Origin of the sequence: Pseudooceanicola spongiae (assembly GCF_014899185.1) — a bacterium.
Taxonomy (GTDB): Bacteria; Pseudomonadota; Alphaproteobacteria; order Rhodobacterales; family Rhodobacteraceae; genus Pseudooceanicola; species Pseudooceanicola spongiae.
In genome coordinates this window covers 3,040,605-3,064,251 of record NZ_CP045201.1, presented here as the reverse complement: position 1 = coordinate 3,064,251, position 23,647 = coordinate 3,040,605, and the positions used below count along the sequence as shown (strand labels likewise).

At 64.2% G+C, this 23,647-nt stretch carries 21 protein-coding genes; 9 read left to right on the top strand and 12 right to left on the bottom strand.

All coding sequences use genetic code 11. From position 1 onward, the window contains the following. Nucleotides 1-39: 39 nt before the first annotated feature. The 5 genes from F3W81_RS14475 (at nt 40) to F3W81_RS14455 (ending at nt 5,164) form a co-directional block, all read left to right on the top strand. Nucleotides 40-1,605: an MFS transporter gene (locus F3W81_RS14475; RefSeq protein WP_226941693.1), complete on the top strand. Its 1,566-nt coding sequence runs from the start codon at nt 40-42 to the stop codon at nt 1,603-1,605. 190 nt (nt 1,606-1,795) lie between these two features. Beyond that, nucleotides 1,796-2,461, top strand: a complete 666-nt coding sequence (locus F3W81_RS14470; protein ID WP_193079832.1) for a sensor histidine kinase — start codon at nt 1,796-1,798, stop codon at nt 2,459-2,461. A gap of 152 nt (nt 2,462-2,613) precedes the next feature. Next, nucleotides 2,614-4,077, top strand: coding sequence for a sensor histidine kinase (locus F3W81_RS14465; protein ID WP_226941692.1), 1,464 nt, complete (start codon nt 2,614-2,616; stop codon nt 4,075-4,077). After that, the gene (locus tag F3W81_RS14460; RefSeq protein ID WP_193079830.1) at nt 4,074-4,721 is read left to right on the top strand and encodes a response regulator transcription factor; all 648 of its coding nucleotides are present in this window, start codon (nt 4,074-4,076) and stop codon (nt 4,719-4,721) included. Before F3W81_RS14465 ends, F3W81_RS14460 begins: the two co-directional genes overlap by 4 nt. A 77-nt stretch (nt 4,722-4,798) precedes the next feature. Further along, on the top strand, nt 4,799-5,164 hold the full coding sequence (locus F3W81_RS14455) for a response regulator transcription factor (protein ID WP_193079829.1): 366 nt from the start codon (nt 4,799-4,801) through the stop codon (nt 5,162-5,164). 110 nt (nt 5,165-5,274) lie between these two features. Here F3W81_RS14455 and F3W81_RS14450 read toward each other — a convergent pair whose 3' ends face one another. Beyond that, complete coding sequence (locus tag F3W81_RS14450) at nt 5,275-6,255, bottom strand: alpha/beta fold hydrolase (protein WP_193079828.1); 981 nt, start codon at nt 6,253-6,255, stop codon at nt 5,275-5,277. Between the two features lie 475 nt (nt 6,256-6,730). Here F3W81_RS14450 and F3W81_RS14445 point away from each other — a divergent pair, with 475 nt between their 5' ends. Next, the gene (locus tag F3W81_RS14445; protein ID WP_193079827.1) at nt 6,731-7,393 is read left to right on the top strand and encodes a DsbA family oxidoreductase; all 663 of its coding nucleotides are present in this window, start codon (nt 6,731-6,733) and stop codon (nt 7,391-7,393) included. Nucleotides 7,394-7,474: 81 nt separating this feature from the next. On the opposite strand, the gene gyrB is transcribed toward F3W81_RS14445, so the two are convergent. From gyrB to rpsT, 8 genes are all read right to left on the bottom strand, one after another. Next, nucleotides 7,475-9,892 (bottom strand): DNA topoisomerase (ATP-hydrolyzing) subunit B, encoded by a 2,418-nt coding sequence (gyrB, locus tag F3W81_RS14440; RefSeq protein WP_193079826.1) that lies wholly within the window; start codon nt 9,890-9,892, stop codon nt 7,475-7,477. A gap of 125 nt (nt 9,893-10,017) precedes the next feature. Beyond that, a complete protein-coding gene (locus F3W81_RS14435; protein WP_193079825.1) occupies nt 10,018-10,638 on the bottom strand; it encodes a LysE family translocator in 621 nt (206 codons plus the stop codon). A gap of 16 nt (nt 10,639-10,654) precedes the next feature. Further along, nucleotides 10,655-11,083, bottom strand: a complete 429-nt coding sequence (locus tag F3W81_RS14430) for a VOC family protein (protein WP_193079824.1) — start codon at nt 11,081-11,083, stop codon at nt 10,655-10,657. Continuing rightward, nucleotides 11,080-12,195, bottom strand: a complete 1,116-nt coding sequence (gene recF / locus F3W81_RS14425) for a DNA replication/repair protein RecF (protein WP_193079823.1) — start codon at nt 12,193-12,195, stop codon at nt 11,080-11,082. The genes F3W81_RS14430 and recF overlap by 4 nt, the downstream gene beginning before the upstream one ends. Nucleotides 12,196-12,263: 68 nt before the next feature. Continuing rightward, complete coding sequence (gene dnaN, locus F3W81_RS14420) at nt 12,264-13,382, bottom strand: DNA polymerase III subunit beta (RefSeq protein WP_193079822.1); 1,119 nt, start codon at nt 13,380-13,382, stop codon at nt 12,264-12,266. A 459-nt stretch (nt 13,383-13,841) separates the two neighbouring features. Then, nucleotides 13,842-14,615, bottom strand: a complete 774-nt coding sequence (locus F3W81_RS14415; RefSeq protein WP_193079821.1) for a transglutaminase-like domain-containing protein — start codon at nt 14,613-14,615, stop codon at nt 13,842-13,844. Nucleotides 14,616-14,804: 189 nt separating this feature from the next. Continuing rightward, complete coding sequence (dnaA, locus tag F3W81_RS14410) at nt 14,805-16,244, bottom strand: chromosomal replication initiator protein DnaA (RefSeq protein ID WP_193079820.1); 1,440 nt, start codon at nt 16,242-16,244, stop codon at nt 14,805-14,807. Nucleotides 16,245-16,739: 495 nt separating this feature from the next. Then, the gene (gene rpsT, locus F3W81_RS14405; protein WP_193083900.1) at nt 16,740-17,009 is read right to left on the bottom strand and encodes a 30S ribosomal protein S20; all 270 of its coding nucleotides are present in this window, start codon (nt 17,007-17,009) and stop codon (nt 16,740-16,742) included. A 365-nt stretch (nt 17,010-17,374) separates the two neighbouring features. On the opposite strand from rpsT, the gene F3W81_RS14400 reads away from it, so the two are divergent. Next, complete coding sequence (locus F3W81_RS14400; RefSeq protein ID WP_193079819.1) at nt 17,375-18,508, top strand: NAD(P)/FAD-dependent oxidoreductase; 1,134 nt, start codon at nt 17,375-17,377, stop codon at nt 18,506-18,508. 4 nt (nt 18,509-18,512) lie between these two features. Here F3W81_RS14400 and F3W81_RS14395 read toward each other — a convergent pair whose 3' ends face one another. Continuing rightward, on the bottom strand, nt 18,513-19,289 hold the full coding sequence (locus tag F3W81_RS14395) for an enoyl-CoA hydratase (protein ID WP_193079818.1): 777 nt from the start codon (nt 19,287-19,289) through the stop codon (nt 18,513-18,515). An 87-nt stretch (nt 19,290-19,376) separates the two neighbouring features. Further along, entirely contained in the window at nt 19,377-20,228 is an 852-nt protein-coding gene (gene mutM, locus F3W81_RS14390; RefSeq protein WP_193079817.1) for a bifunctional DNA-formamidopyrimidine glycosylase/DNA-(apurinic or apyrimidinic site) lyase, read from the bottom strand. Nucleotides 20,229-20,445: 217 nt separating this feature from the next. Here mutM and ubiE point away from each other — a divergent pair, with 217 nt between their 5' ends. Beyond that, complete coding sequence (ubiE, locus tag F3W81_RS14385) at nt 20,446-21,189, top strand: bifunctional demethylmenaquinone methyltransferase/2-methoxy-6-polyprenyl-1,4-benzoquinol methylase UbiE (RefSeq protein ID WP_193079816.1); 744 nt, start codon at nt 20,446-20,448, stop codon at nt 21,187-21,189. 3 nt (nt 21,190-21,192) lie between these two features. Then, nucleotides 21,193-22,722 carry a 2-polyprenylphenol 6-hydroxylase gene (ubiB, locus tag F3W81_RS14380; protein ID WP_193079815.1) on the top strand — a complete coding sequence of 510 codons (1,530 nt, stop codon included), beginning with the start codon at nt 21,193-21,195 and terminating at the stop codon, nt 22,720-22,722. Here ubiB and F3W81_RS14375 read toward each other — a convergent pair whose 3' ends face one another. Then, complete coding sequence (locus F3W81_RS14375) at nt 22,723-23,595, bottom strand: phosphotransferase (protein ID WP_193079814.1); 873 nt, start codon at nt 23,593-23,595, stop codon at nt 22,723-22,725. Nucleotides 23,596-23,647: the final 52 nt, after the last annotated feature.

Below are 23,647 nucleotides of genomic sequence, written 5' to 3'. Positions count from 1 at the left end.
GGGTCGTCTGACCATGGCGACATGGCGCGGGGTGGCGGCGTGAAGCATCCCCTGTCCGTCCCGATTTTCCGCGCGCTCTGGATCGCGACGCTGGTGTCGAATATCGGCACATGGATGTCGAGCGTCGGGGCCGGGTGGCTGATGACCTCGCTCTCGCCGGATCCGCTGGTGGTGGCGCTGGTGCAGGTGGCCTCGACCTTCCCGATGTTCCTGCTGGCGCTGCCGGCGGGGGCGCTGGCGGATATCATTGACCGTCGCAAGATCCTGATCTGGTCGCAGCTGTTCGCCATCGCCGCTGCGGGGGCGCTGGCCGTGGCGACATGGGCGGGGCTGATGACCTCGGGGATGCTGCTGCTGTTCACGGCGCTGATGGCGATCGGGGCGGCGCTGTCGGCCCCGGCGTTTCAGGCGATCGTGCCCGAGCTGGTCGAGCGGGAGTCGCTGCAGGATGCGGTGACGCTGAACGGGCTGGCGATCAACATCGCGCGGGCGATTGGCCCGGCGCTGGCGGGTTTCATCATTGCGGCCACGGGGCCGGAGGCGGTGTTCGCGCTGAATGCCCTGTCGACGCTGGGGGTGGTGCTGGTGCTGTGGCGCTGGAACCGCAAGGCTGACGTGCGCCTGCTGCCCGCCGAACATCTGAGCGGCGCGATGCGGGTGGGCCTGCGTTATGCCCTGCGCTCGTCCGAGCTGCAGGCGGTGCTGGTGCGCACGGCGGCCTTCATCGTCTTTGCCAGCAGCATGTGGGCGCTGCTGCCGCTGATCGCGCGCGACACGCTGGGGCAGGGGGCGGCGGGCTATGGCGCGCTGCTGGGCTTCATGGGCATTGGCGCGGTGGCAGGGGCCGTGCTGATGCCGCGCCTGCGCGCGCTTGTGACCTCGAACCGGATGTCGCTGCTGGCTTCGGTGGGCATGGCGCTGGCGCTGGCCTGCCTCGCGGTGACGAGCGGGTTTGCCCTTGCCTGCGCGCTGCTGTTTGTCATCGGGATCTGCTGGATCGCGATGATGTCGGTGCTGAATGGCGCAGCGCAAGCGGGATCGCCGGGCTGGGTCAAGGCGCGGGCGCTGGCTGTCTATCTGCTGATCTTTCAGGGCGCGATGTCTCTGGGATCGCTGCTCTGGGGGGCGCTGGCGGGCTATGTGGGCATCCCTGTGACGCTCTTGATTGCCGCTGCGGGGCTGGTTGTGACGACGCTGCTGGTGGCGCGACCGTTTGCGCTGAACACCTCCTCAGCGATCGACTTCTCGCCCTCGGATCACTGGCCCAGTCCGATTGTTGCGCTGGAACCGACAGCCGATCGCGGGCCGGTGATGATCACCATCGAATATCACCTCGCCCAGGGGGACATGGCGGCCTTCACGCTGGCGATGGCGCGGCTGCGCAAGATCCGCAAGCGCGACGGGGCGATCCGGTGGGGGCTGTTCGAGGATGCGGCCAATCCCGGTGTGATCGTTGAGACGTTCATGGTGGAGAGCTGGCTGGAGCATATGCGCCAGCACGCCCGCGTCACCAACGCCGACCGGGTGGTGCAGGACGCAGCGCAGGCCTTTCATATCGGCGAGGAAAAGCCTCTCGTGCGCCACCTTATTGCGCCGCAGAGGTAGTTTGCGCGGTGTTGTCTGCTGACCGCAGCCCCCCTGCGCCCTGGGTGCGGGGGCGATCATACGCAGGTGTGACCTGCCCATGGGACGACCCCAAACCTGCGTATGCCCAAACCTGCGTATGATAGCGACAAACGCCCTTTGCACCCAAGATATCCGTATTGACTGGATCACTTTGAGCGGGAGACGGAAAATGCACGCGACACTTTTTGAACAGGACTTCGGGCCCTCGGTTTCGGGCACCGTTTTGCCGCCGCTGTCTGAGCTGAGCGCGGCAGATGAAGCCAATCATCGCATTGCGAACCATCTGCAGCTGGTCTCGGTGCTGCTGTCACGCGAAGCGCGTGCGGTGGACAATGACGATGCGCGCGAGGCGTTGAACCGTACCCATGCCCGGATCTGGGCCATTGCCGGGGTGCATCGCCTGCTGCAGGATTCCAGCACGCAACAGCTGGTCGACCTGCAGCCGTTTCTGGAGCGTCTGTGCGACCAGTTCGCCCAAAGCTGCCCCGAGCACCGGCGGCTGATCCTGCGCGCCGATACGGTCATGGTGGACGCGCGCAGTGCGACGCGGATCGGGATGCTGGTCATCGAACTGGTCACCAATGCCTGCAAGTTTGCCTATCTTGTGGGCGAGCCGGGCGACATCTTCGTCGGGCTGCGCCGGATCACGCCGGGCCGCTTCGAGCTGAGCGTGCAGGACAGAGGGCGCGGTGTCGCAAGCCAGAAGGCGCATGCGCATGGCACCGGGCTGGGCCAGAGGCTGATCGACAAGACCGTGCGCCAGCTGGGCGGCGTCGCCGTCTGGGAAGATGCAAACCCCGGTCTGCGCTTTCGGCTGGAGCTGAAGAACCAGTGACGACGGCCGCGCCTGATCGATTGCCCCGGCCCCGGACCAAAGCCAGTCTGCGCCCAATCCGGCGCTTGCTGGCAGGGTGGCGGCGGGCTGTTCCGGACGGGACCGGACAGGCAAGGCGCAGTGTCAGCATTGCGCATGCTGCTCTGTCGCTGTTGCTGGCGCTCGGTATCTTTGCGCTCGACGTGCTGAGCCCGCTTCAGGGGGCGGTGGCCGTTCTTTATACGATTGTCGTGGTGATCGCGGCCTGGGCCGGCCAGCGCAGGCTTGTGCTGCTGAGCGGCGGGCTTTGTGCATCGCTGGCGCTGGCGGGATATGTCATCTGCCACAGCGATGAGCCGCTGGATTCGTCTGCGATGCGGCTTGGGGTCAGCCTGCTGTCGATTGTGGTCACCAGTGTGCTCTGCGCAGGCCAGATCGCCTCGGCGGCTGAGCGGCGGCGCGCGGATGCCCGCTATGTGACGATTTTCAACGCCGCCGGCTTCCCGATCTGGGAGTCCGACTGGTCTGCGGCCTATAAGGCTCTCAAGGGCGGCGGGGCCGCGACCGAAGAGATGGTGCGCACCAGCGGCGCGCTTGCCAGTGTGCGCAACGCCAACCAACAGGCGGCAAACCTGTTCGGCTACAGCCACCCCGGCGAGATGATCGGTGGCAATGTCATGCAGCACCACACCGCCCGGGCGCAGGCAACACAGGCGCAGATCTTTGCGCGCTTGCTGGCCGGAGAAGTCCCGGTCGAAGCCGAAGCGCAGTTTCAGACCAAGGCGGGTGGGCTGGTGGATGTGGTTTTGCGGGTCGCCCTGCCGCCAGACGATCAGGGCTGGGAGCGGGTTCTGATCACCGCACTCGACGTCACCGAGCGCAACGAGGCCCAGCAGCGGCTGGCCGCCTCTCATGCGGAGCTGGTGCATATGTCGCGGGTGACGACGCTGGGCCAGATTGCGGCCTCGATCGCGCATGAGGTGAACCAGCCGCTGTCCGCGATCATCACCTATGCCAGGTCCGGGCGGCGCTGGCTGACGCGTGACCCCCCTGACGCGGCTGAGGTCACGACCTGTCTGGAGGAGATCGCGTCGAACGGAACGCGGGCCGCGGATGTGGTGGCGCGGGTCCGCGATCTGTCGCGCAAGGCGGACCCCGTGCAGGTGGCGCTGCGGGTCGATCCGCTGGTGAGCGATACGATTGCGCTGTTGCAGCGCGATCTGGCGGCCTCTGGCATTGCGCTGCGGGTCGATGTGCCCGAGAGCCTGCCGCGCGTCAGTGCCGACCGTGTCCAGCTGCAGCAGGTCCTGATGAACCTTCTGCTGAACGCGCAGCAGGCGATGACGGCCACGCCCACCGACCAGCGCGAGATTGCCATCGAGGGTCGCAGCAACGGGGCCTTTGTCGAAATCACGGTCAGTGACAGCGGCTCGGGTCTGAAAGGTCGCGACCCCGAGGCGCTGTTCAGCCCGTTTTTCACCACCAAGGCCGAGGGGATGGGCATGGGTCTGACGATTTGCCGCTCGATCATGGAGCAGCACTGCGGCACGCTGGTGGCGTCAGAAAATGCAGGGGGTGGCGTGACGATGCGGTTGCGCCTGCCGGTTCGCGACAAGCAGGAAAGGACTGCGGCATGACGGAAACGCTGACACCGGGATGCGTGAGCGTCATTGACGACGATCCGCATGTACGCGGCTCAATCAGCAGCCTTTTGCGCTCCTGCGGGTATGAGGTGCGTCTTTACGAGAGCACGGCGGCCTATCTCGCGGCGGATCGGCCTGAAACCCGGTGCTGTCTGGTGCTGGATGTACGGCTGTCGGGAGAAAGCGGGCTGGAGTTCACGGAAAAGCTGGCAAGACTGGCCTATGCGGTGCCGGTGGTGCTGATCACCGGGCATGGCGATATCCCGATGACCGTGCGGGGCATGCGTGCCGGGGCGGTCGATTTCCTGCCCAAGCCGTTTGACGACGATCAGCTGCTGGGCGCGGTCGAGGCGGCTCTGCTGGCGGATCTGGGCCGACGGGCCGAGTTTGAGCGAAGCCTCCAGCTGCAACGCCAGTATGATGGGCTGACCCCGCGCGAAAAAGAGGTGATGGCGCTTGTCGTGACGGGTTTGATGAACAAACAGGTCGCCGCCCGGCTGGACCTGAGCGAGATTACCGTCAAGATTCACCGTGGCAACGTGATGCGAAAGATGGTGGCACAGTCGCTGGCCGATCTGGTACGCATGGCCGAACAATTGGGTGTGCGCGATGACAGCATTCACCGGTATAGTATCTAGGTATGATGGTGCTCTGGGGAACGCGGCCGCTACATCCCTGAGATAGGTTTCGGCGTTCGGGCGTTTGGAGTTATGTGATGTCCCACCCCCTGATGGTAGCGATCGTCGATGACGATCCCGGCGTGCGCGCCAGCGTCGACAATCTTTTGCGCTCGGCTGGGATGGAGGGCACGGAGTTTGCCACGGCCGAAGAGCTGCTGGCCTGTGACAACCCCGGTGTGTTCGACTGTATCGTCACCGATCTGCATATGCCCGGAATGTCGGGCATCGAGCTGCAGGAGGAAATGGCGCGTCGGTCCTGGCTGAAGCCGGTGATCGTCATGACCGCCTATCCGACCACTGCGTCGCGTCAGCAGGCGCTGGAGCACGGCGCGCGCGCTTTCCTGACCAAGCCGGTTGATCCGGATGCCCTGCTGGATGCTATCGAAGCGGCCTCTGTCTGAGCGCTGTCGCTTGCCTGTCCGGTGATAGCGCGGGCACGGCGCCGCTCCGGATGTCGTAAAGGGAAAGCGGGTTTGGCCCGCTTTCCCTCCAAGTCGCTGAAATTGCGGCCTTACTTCTTGATGAAGGCAAGGATATCGGGGTTGATCACTTCGGCATGGGTCGTCAGCATGCCGTGCGGAAAGCCCGGATAGATCTTGATTTCGCTGTTTTTCAGCAGCTCTTTCTGTTTGATCGCGGCGTCCCGGTAGGGCACGACCTGATCGTCATCGCCCTGCAGGATCAGCGTCGGCACGGAGATGTCCTTGAGGTCCTGCGTCTGATCGGTTTCCGAGAAGGCCTTGATGCCTTCGTAATGCGCAAGCGCTCCGCCCATCATGCCCTGACGCCACCAGTTGTTGATCACCCCCTGCGAGACCTTGGCGCCGGTGCGGTTGAAGCCGTAAAACGGGCCCGAGGCGACATCCATGTAGAACTGTGCCCGGTTCGCGGCCAGCGCCTCGCGGAAGCCGTCGAAGACTTCGATTGGGGTGCCTTCGGGGTTGGCGGCGGTTTTCAGCATCAACGGCGGCACCGCGCTGACCAGAACGGCCTTGGCCACACGGCCCTGCGGTTCGCCGTACTGCGCGACATAGCGGGCAACCTCGCCACCGCCGGTCGAGTGGCCGATGTGCACCGCATTCTTCAGGTCGAGGAATTCGGCCACGGCCGAGGCGTCAGAGGCGTAGTGGTCCATGTCGTTGCCGGTATCGACCTGCGAGGAGCGGCCATGGCCCCGGCGGTCATGCGCCACGACGCGGTAGCCCTTGCCGAGGAAATACAGCATCTGGGTGTCCCAGTCATCGGCGCTCAGCGGCCAGCCATGGTGGAACACGATCGGCTGGGCGTCACGGGGGCCCCAATCCTTGAAATAAATCTGAGTGCCGTCTGTGGTCGTGACAAATCCGCTGGACATAATGATGTCTCCGTTTTGATTGGAATGATTGAGATTGGCTTGGGCAAAGCCGGGACGAGACAGGTAGACGGTCCCTGCAATCGTTGCTGTCCCGGCGATAAAGACGCGGCGGGACATGTGGAAAGTCTGACCTGACATGTGAAGTCTCCTGTTGCTGTGCGGCAAGGTTCGGGTGTTCGCTGGGGGGGGGCATGCCACCGTTTGCGATCCTGACCGGGCTACCATCGCCATGTGTGACCCAGACCTAGGAGCGGGAGGCAGGGGCCGAAATTATACCTTGGTTTACGATCCCGCAGGTCGGGAAAAAATGCCTGCACTCGATGCGGCGACATGGCGCTCCTCTGGCGGCTTGGGGGTGCGATTTCCGTGCGCTTCCATATGAAAATAAGGGATAAATTGATCGGGATGGCGTGGGCGTGGCCGTTTTTCCGCCGCGGGCAGACCTGCATCCGAAACCTTGGTATGCTTTTCAATGCCCACGGTATGAGCCAGCCTCTTCATGCGCCCGCGCCGGCCCGTCCAAAGACCTACCGGCGGCAAAGGCCCACCGATTCGCCAGTGAGAGCCCTGTCCGTGGACCCGGCCCTCAGCCCCGCCTCAGCAGGAGAAGACCATGCCGACACCGACCCCTTCCGAGACACTGATCGTCGTCTCCGACACCATCTGCCCCTGGTGCTTCATCGGGAAGCGCCGCCTTGAAGGTGCACTGACGCAGCTCGCCTCTGAGGGGCTGCACTTTGAGCTGGAGTGGCGCCCGTTTCAGCTGAACCCGGACATGCCCGATGATGGCGCAGAGCGGACGGCCTATCGCACGGCCAAGTTCGGCTCGCTCGCCAAAAGTCAGGCGATGGACAAACAGGTGGCCGATGTCGGGCAGGAGGTCGGGATCGGCTTCCGCTATGACCTGATCACGCGCACGCCCAATACGCTGGCCTCGCACGTCATGATCGCGGATGCGCTGCGGGCGGGCGGCCCCGCCTTGCAGAACCGTGCGGTCGAGGCCCTGTTTCAGGCCTATTTCGTGGAAGGTCAGGATGTCGGGCGCACGGAGGTTTTGCGGAGCATCGCGCGGGACGTCGGCTTTGATCACGGCCCTTCGGTCAACGCCGCCCTATGGGAGCTGGTGGAGGCGCAGGACGTCGACGCCCGGCAAGAGGGGATCCGTGGCGTTCCCAGCGTTATTCTGGGCCAGCAGCTGCTGTTCAGCGGTGCGCAACCCTCTGATGTGATGGCACAGATCCTGCGCGATGCGGTGGCCGAAGCCGCGACGGGCTGAAGAAGAGCCCGGGCGCATAAAAAAGGCCTCCCGGCCCCTGAGCGGGGCTGGAAGGCCTGTGATCTTTGGTCCTGTCGCGGATCAGAAGTCGAGGTTGGCGACGTTCAGCGCGTTCTGCTGGATGAATTCGCGGCGCGGTTCGACCACATCGCCCATCAGCTTGGTGAAGATGTCGTCTGCCTCGGCAATGTCATCAACTTTGACCTGCAGGAAGGTGCGCGCATCCGGGTCCAGCGTGGTTTCCCACAGCTGCTCCGGGTTCATCTCGCCCAGACCCTTGTAACGCTGGATCGACAGACCCTTTTCACCCTCGGCCAGGATCGCCTTGAACAGGTCGAGCGGGCCGTAGATCATCTGGCTCTTGTCCTTGCGGATCAGCTTGGAGGGGACCGAGTAGACCTCCTGCAGGGACTTGGTGAAGCTGCCGGTGCGGCGTGCCTCGCCCGAGCGCAGCATCGGACCGTCGAGCGTGCGGACCTCTTCGACGCCGCGCAGAATGCGGGCCAGACGGATGCCGTGGTCCTGCGTGATGCGCCCCTGCCAGCCACGCTCATATTCCAGCGCGATCAGGTCGAGACGGGCGGCAACCTGTTCGGCGACGCCCTGAAGGTCGGCATCGATCGCGCCGGGCACGAAGGCCCCGGCAATCGCAGCCTGCTCGAGAATGTGGCGCGGGTAATGCGTCGGGAAGGCGTCGAGCACACGGCGCAGCTGACGCGCCTCGGCGACGACGCGCTTCAGATCCTGCGCGCCGAGTTCGTTGCCATTGCCCAGTTGCAGCACGGCGCCTTCGACCCCGTGATCCATCAGGAAGTCGTCCATCGCGGCCTGATCCTTGAGGTAAACCTCGGATTTGCCACGCGACGCCTTATAGAGCGGCGGCTGCGCGATATAGAGATAGCCGCCGGTGATCAGCTCCGGCATCTGCCGGTAGAAGAAGGTCAGCAGCAGGGTGCGAATGTGCGCGCCGTCAACGTCCGCGTCGGTCATGATGACGACCTTGTGGTAGCGGAGTTTCGCGATGTTGAACTCGTCGCGGCCAATGCCGGTGCCGAGCGCCATCACGAGGTTGCCGATTTCCTGGCTGGAGAGCATGCGGTCGAAACGCGCGCGCTCGACGTTCAGGATCTTGCCGCGCAGCGGCAGGACGGCCTGTGTGCGACGATCCCGACCGGTTTGCGCAGAGCCACCCGCCGAGTCACCCTCGACGAGGAAGACTTCGGTTTTGGTCGCGTCTTTTTCCGAGCAATCCTTGAGCTTGCCAGCAAGGAAGTTCACATCCAGCGCCGATTTGCGCCGGGTGAGTTCGCGGGCCCGACGCGCAGCTTCGCGCGCCTGCGCGGCCTCGACGATCTTGCCGATGATGATCTTGGCCTGCTGGGGATTTTCCTCAAACCACTCGGCCAGTTTTTCCCCGACGAGGGATTCAACTGCGGGACGCACCTCAGAGGAGACCAGCTTGTCCTTGGTCTGGGACGAGAATTTGGGGTCCGGCACTTTGACGGAGAGCACGCAGGTCAGCCCCTCACGCGCGTCATCGCCGGTGAAGTTGATCTTCTCGCGCTTGGCAATGCCGCTGTCCTGGGCGTATTTCGTCATCGTCCGGGTCAGCGCACCACGGAAGCCCGCCATGTGCGTGCCGCCATCGCGCTGCGGGATGTTGTTGGTAAACGGCAGCACCATCTCGTTGTAGCTGTCGTTCCACCACATCGCGACCTCGATGCCGATGTCGTCCCGTTCACCGGTGATGAAGATCGGCTCGGCGAACATCGAGGTCTTCGAACGGTCGAGGTATTTGACGAATTCCTTGACGCCGCCCTCATAGAACAGCTCGGTCGTGAGCATTTCCGCCGGGCGGTGATCTTCCAGCGTGATGCGCACGCCAGAGTTCAGGAAGGCCAGCTCTCGCAGGCGCTTTTCCAGCGTGTGGTAGTCGTAATCGAGGTTCGAGAAGGTTTTGGTCGAGGACAGGAAGCGCACCTCGGTGCCCTGTTCGCCATTCGCGTCGCCGGTCTCGATCAGCGGGGCGACGGTGACGGAATCCTCAAAGCGCACATAATGCGCCTTACCGTCGCGCCAGATCCGCAGCTCAAGCCAGTCGGACAGGGCATTCACGACCGAGATGCCGACGCCGTGCAGACCGCCCGACACCTTGTAGGAGTTCTGGTCGAACTTACCGCCAGCATGCAGCTGGGTCATGATGACCTCGGCCGCCGAGATGCCCTCTTCGGTGTGGATGCTGACCGGAATACCCCGGCCGTTGTCGCGCACCGAAACCGAGTTATCGGCGTGGATGATCACCTTGACGAAGTCCGCGTGGCCCGCGAGCGCTTCGTCGATCCCGTTATCGACGGCCTCGTAGATCATATGGTGCAGACCCGAGCCATCGTCCGTGTCGCCGATATACATGCCCGGACGTTTCCGGACGGCATCCAAGCCTTTGAGAACCTTGATGGAATCGGCGTTGTACTCAGGCATATTCGGTTGGGCCTCGGCCATGCGTGTCCCCTTTGGAATTTCACATGCCAATCTAGGCTTTTACGCGGGGATTGTCACGCTGCTGACACAAGTTTTAGCCGCTCTGGGACGCTTTTCGCCTGTGCGTTGAAGGGGCCCTGTCCGGGTCACACAAACGGGATGATCAGGCCGACGCAGATCATCAGGGAGCCCGCGACAATGTTGACCCGTTTCAGCGCCGTGCCCGAGGTCAGAAACCGCTTGGCCCGGCTGATAAGGGCCGCAAAGATCAGGTTGCCGATGAGCGGGACCAGCATGGAAATCCCCATGATCGCGGCGATATCCCAGCCGGTCATGCGCGTCAGATCAAAGAAGCCCGGAAGGATCGCCATGTAGAACAGGATCGCCTTCGGGTTGCCGAGGATCACCGCCACCCCGGCGGCAAACCCGGCCCATTTGCCGGGCCTTGTCAGCCGGCTGTCGGAGGAAATCTTGTGATCTGCATTGCGGATGATCAGAGTGCCCATGATCAGAAACATCACCGCCCCGATCAGTCGCAGCACCGTCAGAAAGCCATCGAACTGCGCCACCAGCCAGCTGACCCCCAGCATCGCGATCAGCGGCCAGAGCGCATCGCCCACCGTCACCCCAAGCGCCAGAGGCCAGGCCGCGCCATAGCCACCCGAGAGCGTGCGCGCAGCCAGCGCCAGCCAGACCGGGCCGGGTGTCAGGAACAGGATGAACAGAGCATAGGCATAAAGGCCCAGCTCGAACGGTGTGATGGTCATGTCGCGGCCTTATGGCTCAGGGGGTGGGAATGCTCAGGCGGCCAGTCTCATCGAGCTGCCAGAAGGGGTTGTGCGCCAGCTCCCAGACGTGGCCATCGGGGTCGGCGTAATAGCCTGAATAGCCGCCCCAAAAGACGGCCTCCGGAGCCTTCAGGGCCGTGGCCCCCGCCTGCAGGGCCTGGGCCCAGGCGGCATCGACTTCGGCGCGATCCGCCATGTTCTGCGCCAATGTGATCGCCCCGGTGCCGAGCGTGGCCCCCGCGCGCCCCTGATCCTTGGCCAGATCCGAAAGACCGAACAACCCCAGAGCCATACCGTCCATCTGGTAAAAGCTGACGCCCTCCTGCTCCTCGACCGCGCGCCAGCCGAGGGCGGCATAAAACGCCCGCGAAACGGCCAGATCCGCGACGCCGAGGGTGATCAGGGTGACACGTTGCGGGGTCATGCGGCGGTATCCTTCTGTGTGGCGCGGCTTTCGCCAGCCTCTTCCGTGACTTCAAGGTATTGCGCGCGCGTTCCCAGTTCGGCAAACAGCTCCGGGCCGGTGCCGGTCATCCAGGCCTGCGCGCCAAGCGCCGAGATCTCGTCATAAAGCGCGGCGCGACGGTTTGCGTCAAGATGGGCGGCAACCTCGTCCAGCAGCAGGATCGGCGGCGCCCCGAAATCCCGCGCCAGCCCACGGGCATTGGCCAGGATCAGCGACACCAACAGCGCCTTCTGCTCTCCGGTCGAGGCATCGCGCGCCGCAATCCCCTTGGTGGTCCAGAAGGCCTCAAGATCGATGCGGTGCGGCCCGATCAGCGTGCGCCCGGCGGCCATGTCGCGCCGCCGGTTGTCCTGAAACGCAGCCAGCAGATCGGCCTCTGTCGCGGGCAGGTCGCCCTCGGGATGGGTCAGCGACAGCTGCGGCGCGGGAAAGGCTGTCTCAGCCTCCTCCGTCGCCTCAGCGATCATTTGCAGCGATTTCAACCGGTTGAGCCTGATCTGCGCGCCGGCCTCCGCCATCTGCCTCTCCAGCGCGAGGTACCAAGGATCGTCGCGCACCATGTCCTTGAGCAGGCGATTGCGTTCGCGCATCGCCTTGTCATAGCTCAGCGTCACATCGCCATGAGAGGGCACAAAGCTCAGCACCATGCGATCCAGAAACCGACGCCGCCCCTCCGCCGCCTCGGTCCAGAGCCGGTCCATGCTGGGCACCAGCCAGAGCACACGGGCCACCCGCCCAAGCGCCACCTGCGGCGCGACCTTCTCGTCGAGGCGCAGGCTGCGCGACTGTCCCGCCTCGGCCCGCATCTCGACCTCATGCCGCTGGTGCAGCGAGGCGACCAGCCCACTCAGTTTCCAGCCCAGCCCTTCGGAGCGGCGCACCATGTCCTCAGCCGAGGCACGACGCAGCCCGCGCCCGGGCGAAAACATTGAAATCGCTTCAAGAATATTGGTCTTACCGGCCCCGTTCGGCCCCCAGATGGCCACAGGACGCGGATCGACAGACAGCGCACCATGCTTCCAGGACCGGAAGTGCGACAGCTCCAGCCGGGTCAGACAAAGCTTCGCCAAACCCGGAGTCCCCCATGTTTCCCTGTTGAAAATATCCCCGCCGGAGGCATCGCCCGGAACGGGTGATCTTACACGCGCATCGGCATGACGACGTAGACCGCGCTCAGATCATTGCCTTCACGCATCAGAGTCGGATCGCCGGAGGAGTTGAACAGGAACACCGCGTTCTCACGATCAACCTGGCTCGCGATCTCCAGCAAGTACTTGGCGTTAAAGCCAATTTCCAGACGCTCATCAGCATAGGCGACGGCGAGTTCTTCCTCGGCCGCGCCGCTGTCAGGCGCGTTGACGGACAGGACGAGGCGATCTTCGTCCAAGCTCAGCTTGACGGCGCGGGAACGCTCGGAGCTGACGGTCGCAACGCGATCAACAGCCTTGGCGAATTCGGCGGCGTCCACTTCCAGACGGCGGGTGTTATTCTGCGGGATGACCCGTGAATAATCCGGAAACGTCCCGTCGATGACCTTGGAGGTCAGGGTGATCTGTGGCGTGGCGAATCGCACCTTGGTTTCCGAGACGGAGACGGTGATCATCATCTCGTCATCGTCGAGCAGTTTGCGCAGCTCGCCCACGGTCTTGCGCGGCACGATGACACCGGGCATGGCCTCGGCGCCTTCGGGCAGGGGCGCGTCGATGCGGGCCAGACGGTGACCGTCGGTCGCGACGCAGCGCAGGGCGCGGCCCTCATCGCCATCGGCGACATGCATGTAGACGCCGTTGAGGTAATAGCGGGTCTCTTCGGTGGAAATCGCGAACTTCGATTTGTCGAACAGGCGGCGCAGCACCGGGGCCGGCGCGGTGAATTCGGAGCTGTACTCGGAGGAGGCCATCACGGGGAAGTCCTCCTTCGGCAGGGTCGCGAGGTTGAAGTTCGAGCGGCCCGCCTGCACCATCAGACGCCCTGCGGTGCCATCATCGGACAGGGTCACCATGGCGCCGTCGGGCAATTTTCTGACGATTTCATGCAGGGTTACGGCGGAAACCGTGGTGGCGCCTGCGCGCTCGACCATGGCGGGGGCCTTATCGACAACCTCGATATCGAGATCGGTGGCGCGGAACATGACGTCGTTGCCCTCGGCCTCGATCAGCACGTTGGCGAGGATCGGAATCGTATTGCGCCGCTCGACAACCGATTGAGCCTGCGACACCGCCTTGAGCAGAGCCGCGCGTTCGATGCTGAGTTTCATGGCTTTCTTCCCTGTCCCTGTTCCGATCTTGCCGGATCCGATCCCGCCGGACCCGGGTTGCCGGGCCCGATCTGTCGGGACCGAAAAACTACCCGTTTCTACAGTCAGCACAACGGGTTTTTCTGCATTTCATCGCTTTGTGCCAGCTGGCGGCCCGAGGCGCGGCCATAAAACAACAACGCCTCCGAAGCGCAAGCCCGGTGGCGGGCCGATTGGGCGTGATGCGAGGCCCTCTGAGGGGGGCGAAAATGGCTCTGTCGGGGGTGGGGCGGGATTAATGCGGCCCTACGGCATCGGACTGTGGGCAGGTGTCCGACAGGCGAATCGGGCTGTTTGCAGGGGTTAACGGGCAAAAACGCTCAAATCGGCCTGTCGGTATCACGTCGGTATGGCGTCGGTATCCGGACGGTGCGGAAAAGGCGGCGCGCCAAGAGGTTAACGTGGCGGCGTCGGCGCAGCTCAGAGCGCGATGACGGAGACCTCTTGGGCGATCATGCTGGCGAAGGCGCCGGTCTCCATGAAGGCGATGTCGCAGGCGTCGCGCCCGACAGCGATCACCACCAGCGTATCGGGGGTGCACATGCCGGTCGCGTCGACCAGATGCCAGGCGCCGTCCAGCCAGACCTGCGCCACCGCATGAAAATCGGGCGGCGTCACGCCAAGGCCATAGACGGCAGCATAGCGCGCCGGGATATCGGCGGCGCGGGCCAGCGCGCAGACCAGATGCGTATAATCGCGGCAGACGCCTTCGCGCGCGGCGAAGGTATCCAGCACCGTGGTGCCTGCGTGCGAACTGCCGGGGACATAGGTCATCTCGGCGGCGACCCAATCGCGGATCGCGGCGATCTTGTCACCACCATCGAGATAGCCGAACTGGCGGTCGGCAAATTGCGTGAACATATCCGACTGGCAGAACCGCGACGGCCGCAGGAAGCTGATGACCGAGCCGGGCAGATCCTGACGCGGCGTGGCGGGCAGCCCTTCAAGCGGGCTGTTCTGCCGGGTGACATCCACGGTGGCGAGGTAATGCAGCCGCATCACGTCCTGATCGACCCGCGCCCAGACCCGCTGGCCGACGCCCTCTTCGCCATCAACCCAGGAGAGGGTGGCGTTCTGGACGTCGAGCTGATGCTGGATCACCGATTGCCCCTCGGTCTCGGCGGCCTCGATGGCGAGGAAGACCATCGGATCCTCAAGCTGATATTCCATCGTCACGTCGATATTGAGGCGCATATGCTGGGGGATCCTGTCGGGGGAGCGGAGAGGGGGCGCGGTGCGCCGGTGTCTGTCTGCCTAAAGCGTGCTGCGGGCAAAGGCAAACCCGACGCTGGGGCGGCGCCGGGTTTGCACATCATCCACGTGCGTCTCTGGTCGGTGCCTGAGCACCTGCCGGATTATCGGGGCGGGGCAATGCCCGTCAGATCAGGCCTCGAGCGAACGGCGCAGCATTTCCAGATCGTCGGCAATCTGGGAATCCTGCGACATCAGCTCTTCTATCCGTTTGACGCCGTGCATGACGGTGGTGTGATCGCGCCCGCCGAAGCGGCGGCCGATTTCCGGCAGGGAGCGCGAGGTGAGTTTCTTGCACAGATACATCGCCACCTGACGGGGGCGGGCAAAACTGCGCACGCGCTTGGGGCCGATCATATCGGACAGGCGGATGTTGTAGTGTTCGGCAACGCGGCGCTGAATTTCCTCGATCGTGAGCTTGCGATCGGAGGAGCGCAGCACGTCGGACAGGCAATCCTGCGTCAGGTCCATGGTGATTTCACGACCCACCAGCGAGGCGAAGGCGAAGAGGCGGGTCAGGGCGCCCTCAAGCACACGCACGTTGGTCGAGATGCGATGGGCGAGGAATTCCAGCACGCCGTCGGCCACGACAAGGCCCGGATGCTTCATGCGGAAGACGTCGACCTTGGATTGCAGAATGCCGAGGCGGAGTTCGTAATCGGTCGGGTGCAGATCGACGACGAGACCGGAGCTGAGGCGCGAGGAAATCCGCGGCGGCAGGTTCTTGATCTCGTTCGGGGCGCAATCACCGGAGAGGATGATCTGCTTGTTGTGTTCGATCAAGGCGTTGAAGGTGTGGAAGAATTCTTCCTGCGTGGAGTCCTTGCCGGCGATGAACTGGACGTCATCGACCATGAGAACGTCGACATTGCGGAACAGCGATTTGAAATCCATCATCTTGCGGTCGCGCAGGGCCTGCACGAAGCGATACATGAACTGCTCGGCCGAGAGGTAGACGACGTTCAGAGCGGGATTGGTCGCTTTCAGCTCCCACGCGATGGCGTGCATCAGGTGGGTTTTGCCAAGGCCAACGCCGCCATAGAGGAACAGCGGGTTGAATTCGACCTCGGCACCCGAGGCAACGCGGCGCGCGGCGGCATGGGCCAGTTCGTTCGGTTTGCCGACGATGAAGCAATCGAAGGTGCAGCCGGGATCAAGCGGCGCCGGTTGCAGCATGCGTTCCTGCATCGAGCGGGCGTCGCTGTCCTGGCCGGCGGTGCGGCGCGGCGGATAGGAGGGCGCGGGCGTCGGGGCGGGCGCTGTGGTGCCGTTGTCGTTGAGGGTGGCGGTCTGGCCACTGGCCGACGCACCCATCTGCGAGGGCGCATTGCGGCGGGCGACAGAGAATTCGATGCGGCGGACGTTGTCGGGCAGCGCGCCCATTTCGCCCAGAATCACATCCCCGAAGTTCCGCTGCACATAGGTGCCCGCGTAGGTTGAGGGTGCGGAGAGGGTGGCAACGCCATCCTTCAGCGAATCCAGTTCCAGCGGTGCAATCCAGTTTGTGAAGTTATGCTCTCCGACTTTCTTGCGGAGATTGTCCTTCAGTTCGCCCCAACTCATCGTCGCCATCTTTTTCTCTTTTGCCCCTATGCATCATACGTCAGTGCCCTTTTGCGCGCCCGGTGCCGGGACTGCCCACCAACCTAAGAGATAAGACAAAGACGTACCGATCCGTTCCGTTGCCGAGACGAAACAGGCGGCAAGCCGGTGAACCGGCCAGAAATGGTCAAAGAAGAACACCCGGGCAAAGCGTCAAACAGACGCTACCCGTGATGCATGACCAGTCGTCATTGCATGGACATTGCCGATAGTGGCAGCGCACGAAAACCCCAGTAATCGTGCCCTTATCGGCCTGCGGTGCCAGATGGACCGCGATGTCCCCCCCAAAGGCGAAGTGACTCGCAGGTTCGAAGCTATCAAGTGTGACGGGACGCTTACAACCTTACAACGCGCTTGACTCAAACTCTTGCTGAAAGGAATCGCGCGGCTGTTGCGGTTGTGCCCAGACACAAAAAAAGGCGCCGCCGAAGCCGCGCCTTTCTTCAATTAGTTAGCCCGAAAGAGTTAGGCTGCAGCGATCGAATTGACGCGCGAAGACAGGCGCGACATTTTGCGAGCTACGGTGTTCTTGTGGTAGACGCCTTTGGTCACGCCACGCATCAGCTCGGGTTGAGCGGTACGCAGTGCGGTTTCGGCGGCAGATTTGTCACCCGATGCAATCGCTTCTTCAACCTTGCGAAGGAAGGTGCGAATGCGCGAGCGGCGCGCTTTGTTCACGGTCAGGCGTGCATCGGCCTGACGGGCGCGTTTCTTCGATTGAGAAGTATTGGCCATTTGGTAACGGTCCCATGTTTTGGGTTCTGTGTATTCTGAAGCCGGGTCTTTAGAGGTGACTCGGCATTGAGTCAACACCAGCGCACGTATTCTTTGCCTGCCCGCCGTGTTTTTCCGGGGCAAACCGGTAATAAATGCCACGGGAAACCCGGACCCGGGCCGCGGCGTTGATCATGGCCGGGCGTGTGGGCCGCTGAAAAGCCGCCCAAAGGTCGGGCTGGCGGGGTATTTTGTGTCAGCAGGCGCAGTTTTGTCGCATCGCAAAAGCAATATGTATAAAACCGGGAATCGACCGGTGTATTTTTCGCCGAGGGGTGGTGCCGCGCGACGGGACTGCGCTGAGCAGACGGCCCGGAGGAGGGCGCATGAGCGAGCTGTACGACATCATCGTGATCGGCGCCGGGATCTGCGGGCTGGCGGTGGCCAGCGCATTGGCCCCGGATGCGCGGGTGCTGGTGCTGGAGCGGGAACCCCAGCCCGGCTATCACGCGACCGGCCGCGCCTCTGCGGTGATGCAGTTCAACGAAGGCACGGCGGCGGTCCGGGCGCTGACGCGGGCCTCGCTGGATCTGCTGACGGAGGCCGGGCGAGAGCTGGACGGGCAGACCCTGATGTCGCCGCGCGCTCTGGTGCGGCTGGCCCGGCTGGATCAACTGGATCAGCTGCACAGTTTTTTCCGCGAGGCCTCGCCCCAGGCGCTCTGCCGTTGGCTGGACACCGAGGAAGTCATGCTGTGGATCCCGATGCTGCGCCCGGGCTATGGCGCCGCAGGTGTGCTTGAATCCGAGGTGCGTGAGCTGGATGTCGCCCTGATGCAGAGCCATCACCTTGCCCGGCTGCAGGCGCATGGCGCGCGCCTGTGCTGTGGCGGCGAGGTGACAGCGATGGCGCGGCAGGGCGACACCTGGCAGGTGACCAGTGAGGCGGGGGTGTTCCGCGCAGCGGTTGTGGTCAATGCTGCCGGGGCCTGGGCCGGGCAGATCGGCGCAATGGCCTCAGCCCGCCCGATCGGGCTGACCCCCCGGCGGCGCACCAGTCTGGCCGTTGCCGCGCCCCCGGGGATCAATGCGCAGAGCCTGCCGATGGTCTGGGATATCGACGAATGCTTTTTCATCATGCCGGAGAAGGGTCGCTTCAAGGCGACAACAGGCGAGGACATGCCCTGCCTGCCCTGCGATGCCCGCCCGCCACCCCTGGAGATTGCAAAGGGGATGGATCGCCTGACGGCGGCCTTCGATCTGACGGTCGATCAGCCCGATGCCGCATGGGCCGGGCTGCGCACCTTTGCGGTGGATGAAACCCCGGTCTGCGGCTTTGATCCACAGGCCGCGGGATTCTTCTGGCTGGCGGGGCAGGGCGGCACGGGGCTGCAGACCGCGCCCGCCCTGTCACAGATCGCCGCGGATCTGATTCTCGGGCGGGTGCGTGCCGGGGCGGGCCATGCTGCTCTGCCGGGCCTGCCCCTTGCCTGCCTTGCGCCAGAGCGGCTGCCGGTCTGAGGGATCAGCGGTCGCGGAACTGCGCTTCGCGTTTTTCGAGGAAGGCGGTCATGCCTTCGTTCTGATCCTCGGTCGAGAACATGGAGAAGAACAGGCGACGCTCAAACAGCATGCCCTCTGCCAGAGTGGTCTCGAAGGACCGGTTGACCGATTCCTTGACCGCCATGACCGAGATCATGCTCTTTTCGGCGATCTTGCCAGCGGCGGCCATGGCCTCTTCCATCAGCTTCTTGGCGGGCACGACACGGGACACGAGGCCCGCGCGCTCGGCCTCTTCGGCGTCCATGAAGCGGCCGGTCAGGTTCATGTCCATCGCCTTGGCCTTGCCAATGGCGCGGGTCAGGCGCTGCGTGCCCCCCAACCCGGCAATGACGCCGAGGTTGATCTCGGGCTGGCCGAATTTGGCGGTGTCCGAGCAGATGATGAAATCGCACATCATCGCCAGCTCGCAACCGCCGCCGAGCGCATAGCCAGAAACAGCGGCGATGATCGGCTTGCGAACGCGCGCAATCGCGGCGGTTTCGGCACCGAAAAGATCGCCCATGAAGACATCGACAAAGCTCTTGTCGGACATCATCTTGATATCGGCGCCGGCGGCGAAATACTTCTCCGTCCCGGCGACGACGATGCAGCGCACCTTGTCGTTCTTTTGTGCGGCCGTCAGCACATCGGCCAGTTCCGCCAACAGGGTATCGTTGAGCGCATTCATCGCGTCCGGGCGGTTCAACTTCACCAGTGCGATGTGATCTTCTATTTCGACGATGATCGTCTCATAGGCCATGGGGTCAGGATCCCTTTGGTTAAGATTTAGTCCCGATTCCCTAACACTTCAGGACTTCGGATCAAGTTATCTTTGCACGCCCTCACGTCACCGCTGGCACTGCGGGCAAAAGAAGCTGGATCGCCCCGACTGCACCAGCCGCTGAATGGGGGTGCCGCAACCGGGGGTGCGACAGGTCTGCCCCTCGCGGCCATAAACGTCGAAACTATGCTGAAAATAGCCCAATTCGCCGCTCGCCTGACGGAAATCGCGCAAGGACGAGCCGCCGGCCTCGATCGCCTCGCCCAGCACATCGCGGATCACCGGCACCAGCGCAGCCAACCTTTGTGTCGCAATCCGGTCACAGCGACGCGCGGGCGCGATCCCGGCCCGAAACAGCGCTTCGCAGACGTATATATTGCCCAGGCCCGCCACGACCCGCTGATCCAGCAGCCCCGATTTCACCGGCGTCCGGCGCACTTTCAGCACCTGCGCCAGGTAGTCCCCGGAAAAGGCATTGCCCAAAGGCTCCGGCCCCAAGCCCGCCAGCAGTTTGTGCGCCTCGGCCCCGTTGGTCGCCATCAGGTCCATCGAGCCAAAGCGGCGCGGATCGTTGAAGGTCACCCGCGCGCCGTTGTCCATGTCCAGCACCACATGGTCATGCTTCTCGGCCAGCGGATGGTCATGCACGAACTGCCCTAGCGGATCACCCGAGACAGTCATCCGCCCTGACATGCCAAGGTGAATGAGCAGGCTCTCGCCCCCCGACAGATCGGCTAGGATATATTTCGACCGCCGGCGCAGCTGCAAAACCGTCTGCCCCTCCAGCCGGTCGGCCATCCGCTCGGGAAAGGGCCAGCGCAGATCGGGGCGGTTCACGGCGGCACGGGTGATCATCGCCCCCTCCATCGCAGGTGCCAGCCCCCGGCGCACGGTTTCGACTTCTGGTAGTTCCGGCATGATCTGCTCCCGGCAGCGCACCTGCCTCAAGTTTCTTCCTTCAACAGGTTTCCCTGTTCCAAATATCCCGGGGGGCGCGGGGGGCTGGCCCCCCGCTCTTTCCCATCCGCGATGGTCCCGCACTTCCGCCGAGCCGCCCCTGTGCCACAGGCACGCATTGCAGCGACGCCTCATCAGCCTATAAGTGACGTGTAGAGGTCAGATAAGCGCAAGAGACATGAACGAAAAGACCACCCATTTCGGATTCAGCGAAGTCCCCGAGGACGAGAAGGCCGGCCGTGTGCAGGGCGTCTTCAATTCGGTGGCCTCGAAATACGACGTCATGAACGACGCCATGTCCCTCGGTATCCACCGCGTCTGGAAGGATGCGATGATGGACTGGCTGGCGCCCCGGCCCGGCCAGCAGCTGCTGGATGTGGCGGGCGGCACCGGCGATATCTCGTTCCGGTTCCTCAAGCGCGCCGGCTTCGGCCATGCCACGGTGCTCGACCTGACCGAGCCGATGCTGGTCGCGGGGCGCAAGCGCGCCGAGGCGACGGCGATGGCCGACAGCCTCGACTGGGTGACGGGCGACGCCATGGCGCTGCCGTTCAAGGACAACAGTTTTGATGTCTACACGATCAGCTTCGGCATCCGGAACGTCACCCGGCCGCAGGAAGCGCTTGAGGAAGCCTACCGCGTGCTGCGCCCCGGTGGCCGCCTGATGGTGCTGGAATTTTCACAGATCCCGACACCTGCGCTGCAATGGGCCTATGACCGCTACAGCTTCAACATGATCCCGGCGATGGGCCAGCTGATCGCCAATGACCGTGACAGCTACCAGTACCTCGTCGAATCGATCCGCCGCTTTCCGGATCAGGAGACCTTCCTGCAGATGGTACGCGACGCGGGATTCGAGAATGCCAAGTATCGCAATCTCACCCTGGGCGTTGCGGCCCTGCATTCGGGATGGAAGATCTAGAGCATGCGCGGACCGCACAACATCTGGCGGCTGGTGCGCACCGGCGCCACCTTCGAGCGTACCGGCGCTATGGGCGTCATCCTCGATGCCTATGAAGCGCCGCCGATGCTGCGTCTGGGCGCGCGAATCCTCGGCTGGCCGTTCCAGTTTCTGGGGCTGAAGGGCGACGAGGCGATGCCGCCCGTGCCGCGCGCGCTGACCGCGCTGGGCCCGGCCTATATCAAGTTCGGCCAGATCCTGTCGACGCGCCCCGATGTCGTCGGCCCCGAGCTGGCGCTGCAATTGCGCGTGCTACAGGACAAGCTGCCCCCGTTCAGCCAGCAAGCCGCCCGCAACGCGGTCGAGCTGGAGCTGGGTCAGCCGCTGGAGCAGGTCTATTCCGAATTCTCCGGTCCCGTGGCCGCGGCCTCGATCGCGCAGGTGCACCATGCCCGGCTGGCCGAGAATGGCGCCGATGTGGCGGTGAAGATCCTGCGCCCGGGAATCGAGCGGGCGTTTCGCCGCGATGTCGATGCCTTCTACCTTGCCGCCTCGCTGATCGAGGGGCTGTCGCCGTCCTCGCGCCGCCTGCGCCCCTCCGAGGTCATCAAGCATTTCGAGGGCGTGGTGAACGCCGAGCTGGATCTGCGGCTTGAGGCCGCAAGCGCGTCGGAATACGCCTCCAACACCAAGGACGATCCGGGCTTTCGTCTGCCGGCGATCAACTGGGCCTATTCGACCCGCCGCGTGATGACGATGGACTGGGCCGAAGGGCTGCCTCTGGGCGACAACGACGCGCTGGATGCTGCCGGGCTGGACCGTGCCGCGCTGGGCGAACGGGTGCTGACGCTGTTCCTCAACCACGCTTTGCGCGACGGGTTTTTCCACGGCGACATGCATCAGGGCAACCTGAAGGTCTCGCTCGACGGGGATATCATCGCCTATGACTTCGGGATCATGGGGTATATCGACGAATACACCCGCCGGGTTTACGCCGAGATCCTGTTCGGCTTCATCAAGCGCGACTATCAGCGCGTCGCCGAGGTGCACTTCGAGGCCGGGTATGTGCCCCATGACCGGGATGTCGATGAATTTGCCCGCGCCCTGCGCGCGGTGGGTGAGCCGATCTTCGGCATGGATGCCACGCGCATCTCGATGGGTCGCCTGCTGAGCTATCTCTTTGAAGTGACGGAGCGTTTCGGGATGGAGACGCGGACCGAGCTGATCCTGCTGCAACGCACCATGGTGGTGGTCGAGGGCGTCTCACGCTCGCTCAACCCCAATATCAACATCTGGGAAGTCGCCCAGCCGGTGGTCGGCGATTACATCCGCAAGAGCATCGGGCCGCGCGCCCTGCTGCGCGATCTGGGCCGCACGGCGCAGGTCATGGCACGTTTCGGCCCGCGCCTGCCCGGTCTGGTGGAACGCGCGCTGAGCCAGCAGATGGCGGAAACCCCGCCGAGCCCGCGCCATTCCTGGCGGATGCGGGTGCTCTGGGGCGCTGGTGGTCTGGCGCTGGGAGCGCTGATCATGGCGCTGATCGAGAGCCTCTGATCAGAGCGCCGCAAGCTCCAACCGGGCCGCATGGCGATCCGGGGCAGAGCCTGCGGCGGCGCGGCTGAGGCAATAGGCGGCCATCCTTGCATGAAAGAACGGCGTCAGCGCGTGATAGCGCGCGATGACCTCTGCGTCGTCGTAGGCGTCGAGGAAACGCGCGCGCGCCGCGGCGTCGAGGGGTGTGCCCAGATAGAGCAGCCCCATCGCCGGGGACAGAAACGTCGCAAGATCAAGGCAGGGGTCGCCAAGCGCCGGGCACTGCCAGTCGATCAGGCGCAGGCCCCGATCTGACACCACGATATTGCCGGGCACCGGATCGCCATGCAGCAGCCGGGGCGCGACGGCGGGCAAGGTGATGTCGGGCAAGGTGATGTGTGGCAGGGGCAGCTTAGCGGGGGATTGCGCGGCGATCTCGGCCCGCAGGGAGTCGGTGCCGTTCGGCCCCGGACGCAGGGCGTCGGGGGCGGGCAGGCTGTGCAGGTGGTGCAAGAGCTGCGCCACTTCGGCGATATCCCTGCGCCCTTCGGCCCATGTCGGCCCGGCAATATGGCGATAGACGATGCAGGGCCCAAGGGGCGTGTCGCCCGCATGCAGCAGATCGGGCGCAATGCTCTGGCCGCTGAGGTGGCGCAGCATCGCGGCCTCGGCGGTGGGATCGTTGGGGAAGACGGTGCAGGCGCGCTCTGGCCGGAACAGCTTGACCACGCAGTCGCCGCCCGGGTGCGGCACCCGCCAGCTGAGGTTGCTGCGCCCGCCCGTGAGGCTCTGCCAGAGGGCGGGATCGCGGGCCAGCCCCTGGCTCAGGCCAAGGGCGGCAAGGTCCGCGGCAAGATGCGCTGACGGTTGGCGCGTTTGCTCTGCCTGCTGCACACGATTGCCCCTGCTGCCTGTTGCCCTCCTGTCTAGAAGGTGCGGCGCGGCG